This is a genomic window from Chloroflexota bacterium, from assembly GCA_016219275.1.
In the GTDB taxonomy this organism is placed as follows: Bacteria; Chloroflexota; Anaerolineae; order UBA4142; family UBA4142; genus JACRBM01.
On the sequence record JACRBM010000050.1, the window covers coordinates 53,376 to 61,658 of the forward strand.

The following is an 8,283-nucleotide window of genomic DNA, read 5'->3' on the forward strand; positions in this document are numbered from 1 at the left end:
TTCCCTTCAATGTGTCAGAGCGCAAGCCCCAGACACTTCTGGGTTCGGCGAATGCTCGAGCAGGTCAGAGATAGGCATTCCCCAGTTTGATAAGCCACACACTGGTTTTGTAAAATCAACTACAGAGAGTATAATGTAGAACAAAAGCCCCGCGGAGTTTTCGCAGAACCCGCGAGGCATTGTCCGAGGTGAGAGACCACCAGGGACGGTCGAGAGTGTAGCACGAATGCCCGCTCTGGTCAAATGGATACCAGGGCGGGTGTTTGTTTTCATTCCAATCGAGGATACCGCAATGCCGCGAATCTTTGACAACATTCGACAGTACCTTGCGCCAGCACTCAAAGAAACATTGCATGTTGCTAACCGCGCTGATTTTTGTGTCGGCTATTTCAACTTGCGAGGATGGAAAGAACTTGACGCCTATATTGAACGCTGGGCGGGCGGCGAAGAAAATCGCTGTCGCTTGCTCGTTGGTATGCAGAAGTTACCGCAGGACGAATTGCGCGAGTCCATCGGACTCATTGAATCAAGCGGCATTGATAATCAAACCACAATCCGCCTGAAAAAGAAACTCGCCGAAGATTTCCGCGAACAATTGACCATCGGCGCGCCGACGAGCGCAGATGAAGCCGGCTTGCGTCGTCTTGCAAAACAAATCCGCGCCAAGCAAGTCGTCGTCAAACTTTTTTTGCGTCACCAACTCCACGCCAAACTGTATCTCCTCTTTCGTTCCGATCCCATCAACCCCATCATTGGCTACCTCGGTAGTAGCAACCTCACGATGGCAGGTCTCTCCAAGCAAGGTGAATTGAATGTAGACGTGCTCGACCTAGATGCATGCCAGAAACTTGGCGCATGGTTCGAGGAACAGTGGAGCGACCGATTCTGCGTGGACATTTCGGACGAACTCGCGACGATCATCGAGCAATCCTGGGCACGCGAAGAGATGATTCCGCCGTATCACATCTACCTCGATATGGCATACCACCTTTCGCAAGAAGCGCGCGCTGGGCTTGCCGAATTCAGCGTCCCCGCACGCTTTGAACGTGAGTTGTTTGAATTTCAAAAAGCGGCGGTCAAGATCGCGGCACATCACTTGAATAAACGGGGTGGCGTCCTCATCGGTGACGTGGTTGGCTTGGGCAAGACTCTGATGGCGACCGCAGTCGCGAGCATCATGGAGAACGATCAGTTCCTCGAAACGCTGGTTATTTGTCCCAAAAACCTGGTCAAGATGTGGAATGATTATCGGATGCGGTACGGCTTGCGCGCGACGGTTATGTCGCTGAGCCAGGTTCAGAATCAGTTAATGCGTCTCCCGCGGCATCGTTTGCTCATTCTGGATGAAAGCCATAACTTGCGGAACCGCGAGGGCAAGCGGTACAAAGTCATCGAACAGTACATCGAAAAGAACGAGTGCAAGGTGATGATGCTCACCGCGACACCGTACAACAAGACCTACCTGGATCTCTCGAATCAATTGCGTTTGTTTGTGCCCGAGGACAAGGACATTGGCATTCGCCCCGAACGCTTGATTGGCGAGATTGGCGAAACGGAATTTATCCGCCGGCATCAATGCGGCTTGCGCACGCTTGCCGCGTTCGAGAAAAGCGATTCTACCGAAGACTGGCGCGAGTTGATGCGCTTGTATCTCGTGCGGCGCACACGCGGCTTCATCCAGACGAATTACGCGAACCAGGACGAGCACGGACGTCGGTATCTCACCTTTGCGGACGGGCGACGATCCTACTTTCCAACGCGCTTGCCGCGCAAAGTGCCATTCAAGATTGACGATGCCGATCCGAACGATCAGTACGCACGCATGTATGCGCCCGACGTGGTGGACACGATCAATAATTTGTGCTTGCCCCGCTATGGCATGGGCAACTATGCGGATCCGCCGCGTGTGCTCCTAACACCGGCTGAGGATGCAATTCTGCAAGACCTGTCCCGCGCGGGCAAACGCTTGATGGGTTTCTGCCGGACGAACCTGTTCAAGCGTTTGGAAAGTAGCGGTTCGGCGTTCGTGCAATCGGTCGAGCGGCACATTCTTCGTAATTATATTTTCCTGCACGCACTCGCAAACGATTTGCCGATTCCGCTGGGTACGCAAGGCGCAGAACTGCTCGATGCGCGCGTGAACGATGCGGACGAGGATAGCGGCGCGCAAGCGGAATTGTTTGACGATGAGAATGGCGAAGCGCAAGGCGTGATGCCGGGGAATGCGCTGCGCACCGAAACCGATTTCAAACAACGCGCCGCAGAAATCTACAATCAGTATGCGACGCAATACAAAACGCGCTTCAAGTGGTTGCGTTCCGCACTGTTCAAGAATCAATCGGCAAAGAAATCACGCGCCAAAGACATGGATTTGGTCGCCGATTTGCAGAGCGATGCCAACGCGTTACTACGGATTCTCACGCTGTGCCGCGATTGGGATCCGGCGCGCGATGCGAAATTGAACGCGCTCGAAAAACTATTGACGAAAAAACATCCGCGCGACAAGGTGCTCATCTTCACCCAGTTCGCCGATACAGTCTACTATCTCGAAGCACAGTTGAAAGCGCGCGGTCTGAAAAAACTCATGGGCGCAACGGGTGATTCGGCGGACCCGACCGAGTTGGCGTGGCGCTTTAGCCCGGTCAGCAACAATCAACGCGAGTACATCAAACCAGAGGACGAACTGCGCGTACTGGTCGCGACGGATGTGTTGAGCGAAGGTCAAAACTTGCAGGACTGTAACATCGTCGTGAATTACGATTTGCCCTGGGCGATCATTCGCCTCATCCAGCGAGCCGGACGCGTGGACCGCATTGGACAATTGGCGGAAGAGATACTGTGCTACTCATTTCTACCAGCCGATGGTGTCGAGCGCATCATTCGCTTGCGTTCGCGCGTGCGCCAACGCTTGCAAGAGAATGCCGAAGTGGTTGGCACGGATGAAATGTTTTTTGAAGACGACCGTAACGATCAAACCGTGCGCGACTTGTTCACGGAAAAGTCTGGTATCCTCGACGGTGAAGCGGATACCGAGGTGGATTTGGCATCGTACGCGTACCAGATTTGGAAAAACGCAACTGACGCCGACCCAGCACTCAAAACGACAATCCCGAATTTGCCACCCATTGCGTTCTCAACGCGAGCACATACGTCTACGGCGCAGGCGCCTGAAGGCGTGCTGGTCTATCTCCGCACAGCCGAAGGTAATGATGCGCTCACATGGGTAGACCAGGATGGCAAGAGTGTCACCGAATCGCAGTATGCCATTCTCAAAGCGGCGGAGTGTTCAGCGGACACGCCGGCAATACCACGCGATGAAAAGCACCACGACCTAGTTCGGCAGGGCGTCGAGAAAATTGTGCGCGATGAAAAAACGGTGGGCGGACAATTGGGGCGACCGTCCGGCGCGCGCTTCCGCACGTACGAACGCTTGAAGCGGTACGCCGAAAGCATCCAAGGCACATTGTTCGAGACGCAAGAATTATTGAAAGCGATTGATGAAATCTATCGCTATCCTTTGCGCTCATCGGCGGTAGATGCGCTCAATCGCCAACTGCGCGCGAGTATTCCCGATGAACGACTCGCGGAAATTGTCATCAGTTTGCGCGAAGATGATCGGCTGTGCATCGTCGAAGAGGAACAACAGACCCAGGAACCGCGCATCATTTGCTCGTTGGGATTGAGGGAGTTGGCGCGTGAGTGATCTGGTTTTGATGCAGGGCGTGTTTGACGAAGCTGGGGATACGGGACACAGCGCGCGTTCCTCGCGCTATCTGGTGGTCGCCGGGATTGTGTGCAGTAATCTGGAACCTTTGCGACGAGTCGTTACGCGCACGCGCAAAAGTTTGGGTAAAGAGTTGCGCGAAATTCCCGAAATCAAAGCGTGGCACAGTCCGCCCAAACTCATTTTTCAGATGTTGAACCGGCTGGCGCAGTTGGACATTCAAATTTACGCGGCGATTTTGGACAAACAAGCGGCGCGCGTGCCGGACGATCCGGAAGATTGGTACCGCGCGACGTGCGCCGAGTGTGTGCGGCTGGTTCTGGCACAGCACTCGCGCGTAATTTTGACGATGGATCGCCGTTACACCAAAGCGAGTTTGTGGGATAAACTGGCGAACACGATTGTGAACGCGCAACCGGTAGGAAGCACGTTGACATTCGTAAATGCAGACTCGCGGAACGAAAGAGCATTGCAAGCGGCGGACGTGGTCGCGTGGAGCATCTTTCAAAAATACGCGCATGAGGATGACACGTACTACCGAGTCATTGAGGACAAGCAAGTGGGGGAATCAGTCATCGGATTCTGAAAAAGAAAAACCGGCTCACCCTGGGAGTTGATTCTCACCGTCTAGCTTGCGCTGACGGAGTAGCACCGACTTACATCGGAGCAACAGGTCCAGGACTTACAAGTCCGGTCAATCATCATTATACGGCATTCATAGTTTAGCGTCAAGCGCGTAAAATGCCCAATCAAATCGCAGTCATCGCGCATCATTTGTTCGCTGGGATTGAGGGAGTTGGCTGAAAGGGTGAAATGACTCAATCGAAAAAATCTACACCCGGCGCATCGGTGGACGAATTCTTCAACGAGCAAATGAAGAATCCGAAATTTCGCCGCGCGTATGTGCAACTCGAACCCGAGTTTGCGCTCATTAAACAAGCCATCGAACGTCGCATCAAGCGCAAGCAAGCGCGCAAGTCGCGAAAACCTGGGGCGGTGAAGAAATGAAAATGATTACGGGGTGTAGATAAATGCCGATCAACAAACCACTTGCCAAACGTTATCTCAAAGCATTTGATTTCTGCGCGCTCTTTATCGAAGAGTTGGGCTGGGATAAAAGCACCACGCGGCTCGCTCTGCGTGTCGAGGTGGATGGTCACGCGGAGCGGTACGAACTTGTCGCCGTCGCGCAGAAACGCGGGTTCGGTGTGTTCACGTGCACGCCGACCGACAGTCGCGCGATTCCGAATTATGCGATGCGGCGCAAGATTGATTCCCTGGTCGTCAAATCGGCGCACGAGCATCTGATTATCTTTACCGATGCGGCGCAGACGACCCAGGTTTGGCAATGGGTCAAGCGTGAAGCGGGCAAACCTGCCGCGTGCAGCGAGCATCATTTCAGCAAAGCGCAAGATGGCGAGCCGTTAATTCAGAAATTGGAGGCGTTGGCATTCTCGCTCGCGCAAGAAGAAGATTTGTCGATTGTGCAGGTGGCAGGCGCGGTGCGGGCGGGTCTTGACCTGGAGCGCGTGACCAAAAAGTTCTATGAGCGTTTCAAAACCGAGCACGCCGCGTTCCTAAAATTCGTCAAGGGTATCTCGGATGAAGCGGACGAACGCTGGTATGCGTCGGTGATGCTCGACCGCTTGATGTTCATCTATTTTATTCAGCGCAAAACTTTTCTGGACGGGGATGTCCATTATTTGCGGAATCGTCTCGCAACAAGCAAGAAGAGCGGCGCGGATCGGTTCTATTCCCATTTTCTCACGACGTTATTCTTTGAGGGTTTTGCGAAAAAAGCGAGCGAACGTTCGGCGGCGACGAATACATTGCTTGGCAAGGTTCCGTATCTCAACGGTGGCTTGTTCACCAAACATCCGCTGGAAGAACGCTACGGCAAGGACATTGACATCGCCGATGCCGCGTTCGCCAAGGTGTTTGCTTTCTTCGACGAATACCAGTGGCATCTCGACGAGCGACCTCTGCGCGATGACAAGGAAATCAATCCCGATGTGCTGGGTTATATTTTTGAAAAGTACATCAATCAAAAGCAGATGGGCGCGTTCTATACCAAAGAGGACATCACGGGATACATCGGCGAAGAGACGATTATTCCGCACCTGTTCGATGCGGCGGGGATTGGCGCGGCGCGGATCGCACCCATTTTGCAAGCCAATCCCAATCGCTACATTTATGATGCGATAAAGCACGGCGTTGACCAGTCGCTACCCAAAGAGATTGCGGCGGGCATCAAGGATGTGGCAAAGCGAACTGAATGGAACAGGTCTGCGCCTGCTGAAGTTGCCTTGCCGACAGAAACGTGGCGCGAGGTCGTCGCGCGGCGCAATCGTTACGCCGAGTTGAAATCGAAAATTGAGAATCGCGAAATCCAAAACGTCAATGATCTGATCACATTCAATCTGGACATTCGCCAATTGGCGCAAGATGTGATTGAGCACATTGAAGATCCTGATCAACTCCGCGCGTTGTGGCACGCGCTCGAAATTCTGGCAGTGCTCGATCCAACGGTTGGGTCGGGTGCGTTTCTGTTTGCTGCGTTGAATATCTTGGAAGCGTTGTACGAAGCGTGTTTGGATCGAATGCAAGTGTTCCTGGATGAGTTGGAGCGTTCGGGCGAAAAGAGTCGTCCCGAAAAGTTCGGCGATTTCAAAGAGGTGTTGGCACGCGTTGCCGAACATCCGAATCGCCGCTATTTCATTTTGAAATCCATCATCGTCAACAATCTATACGGCGTGGACATTATGGGCGAGGCGGTGGAAATTTGTAAACTGCGCTTGTTCCTCAAACTCGTCGCCCAGATTGAACGCGCTGAAGACATTGAGCCGCTACCTGATATTGATTTCAATATCCGTGCAGGTAATTCGCTGGTTGGCTTTGCGACGTACGACGAAGTGCGGAAAGCGGTGCTGGGCGACACACAAGGCAGAATGGATCTCGACGACGATATGACGCGGATTGACGAACGCGCCGAATTGGTGGACCGCGCGTTCAAGATGTTCCGTGAGCAACAAACCAGGTTGGGTGGAACAGTCACGCCTGCCGACAAACAGAATTTGCGCGACCGCTTGAGCACGTTGGAAGCGGAACTCAATCGCTATCTTGCCAAGCAGTACGGCGTTGACCCGAACAAAAAAGCGACAGTCGAAAAATGGCGTGCGGCGCATCAACCGTTCCATTGGTTCATCGAGTTCTACGGCATCTTGAAACGAGGTGGCTTCGATGTGATCATCGGCAATCCACCGTATGTAGAGTACGGCAAGGTCAAGGGTGATTACACCGTGCGTGGATATAAAACTGAAGATTGCGGTAATCTGTATGCAAATGTGATTGAACGAAGCCTCAATCTATTGCAAAGTAAGGGTTGTCTCAGTATGATTGTTCCTGTCTCCCTTGTTGCAACACCCGGCTATCACTCAATTCGAGAACTGGTGCTTGAGTCAGGAACGTGCTTTGTCAGTTCATTCAATATACACCCAAGTTGCCTGTTCGAGGGTGCGAATCCGCGATTATGCATACCAATAGTTTTGCGCGGAAGGCAAAACGAGTTGTTTACAACATATTATCAGAAATGGTATGCACAGGAACGAAGTTTGCTATTTCAACGACTCACATACACGCGAATCCCTCGGCAAATTACGAGTGCAGTGGTTAAACGTGCAATCCCAAAAATTGGCAGTCAAACAGGGCTTGATGTATTCACAAAACTAGTAGATGTAAAAAAGACCCTAACCGAGTTTGTTACTGTCAAATCGCGAACAAGTGGTACGATTTACTATCGTCGAACTTTCGGTGCATTTGTGCTCTTTTACGACTGCCCACCAAAAATGTTTGATGAGCACGAGCGTCCAATGTTACCAACAGAATTAAAGGAAATATATTTTTCCGCGCAATACGCCGATTTGATGTTGGCGATCTACTTTTCAAACGCCTACTATCTTTATACATACCTGATGTCTGATTGTCGGAATATGAATCGTCCCGAGGTTGAAACGTTCCCGATAAACCTTGGTATTCTGGATGCCAAAGTCACAGAGCAGCTGTAAAGTCCATTAAGGTTCGACCCCCAACAGTCCAGCGATAACCGTACCCCCTGTTGAGGACGGTGATATAGTTTTTCTCAGAGGAATCAAGTCTCCTCAAGGAGAGAACTATGTCACACCGTACTGTGTTGACCGTTGCGCAGCGAGAATCTATATATCGCGAAAAACTAGCTGGGCACTCTATCCACGAGTTGGCGCAACAACAGCACTGCTCGGAAAGTTGTGTCCGCTGGTGGTGGCGGGTTGGACGCGACCACGGCGTCGCTGGTTTGCACCAGACTCGCGCCGCACGACCTGGGATAGGTGCCTTGAGTTCGTTTGATCCGATCGTCGCTGAACACACTCTGCTTTTGAAACGGCTTCATCCCAAGCGGGGGGCGACGCGTATTTTGCATGACCTGGGCAACGATCCCGCACTTGCGGGACATCTATTACCCAAACGCAGTAGTCTTGCCGAATTCTTTCATCAGCGTTGTCCCGAGCTGCTCCATGCCTATC

Annotated in this window: 5 protein-coding genes; 4 read left to right on the forward strand and 1 reads right to left on the reverse strand. The window is 52.4% G+C overall.

The window, feature by feature from the left end; all coding sequences use genetic code 11:
* The first annotated feature begins 292 nt into the window (after positions 1–292).
* The 4 genes from HY868_12865 to HY868_12880 all read left to right on the forward strand — a co-directional run bounded on the left by HY868_12865 (position 293) and on the right by HY868_12880 (position 7,788).
* Positions 293–3,703, forward strand: coding sequence for an NgoFVII family restriction endonuclease (locus HY868_12865; protein ID MBI5303021.1), 3,411 nt, complete (start codon positions 293–295; stop codon positions 3,701–3,703).
* The gene (locus HY868_12870) at positions 3,696–4,310 is read left to right on the forward strand and encodes a DUF3800 domain-containing protein (protein ID MBI5303022.1); all 615 of its coding nucleotides are present in this window, start codon (positions 3,696–3,698) and stop codon (positions 4,308–4,310) included. The genes HY868_12865 and HY868_12870 overlap by 8 nt, the downstream gene beginning before the upstream one ends.
* Before the next feature lie 227 nt (positions 4,311–4,537).
* A complete protein-coding gene (locus HY868_12875; GenBank protein MBI5303023.1) occupies positions 4,538–4,732 on the forward strand; it encodes a hypothetical protein in 195 nt (64 codons plus the stop codon).
* Positions 4,733–4,755: 23 nt separating this feature from the next.
* Positions 4,756–7,788, forward strand: coding sequence for an Eco57I restriction-modification methylase domain-containing protein (locus HY868_12880; protein MBI5303024.1), 3,033 nt, complete (start codon positions 4,756–4,758; stop codon positions 7,786–7,788).
* 164 nt (positions 7,789–7,952) lie between these two features.
* Here the strand turns inward: HY868_12880 and HY868_12885 are convergent, their stop codons facing one another.
* Positions 7,953–8,213 (reverse strand): hypothetical protein, encoded by a 261-nt coding sequence (locus tag HY868_12885; protein MBI5303025.1) that lies wholly within the window; start codon positions 8,211–8,213, stop codon positions 7,953–7,955.
* Positions 8,214–8,283: the final 70 nt, after the last annotated feature.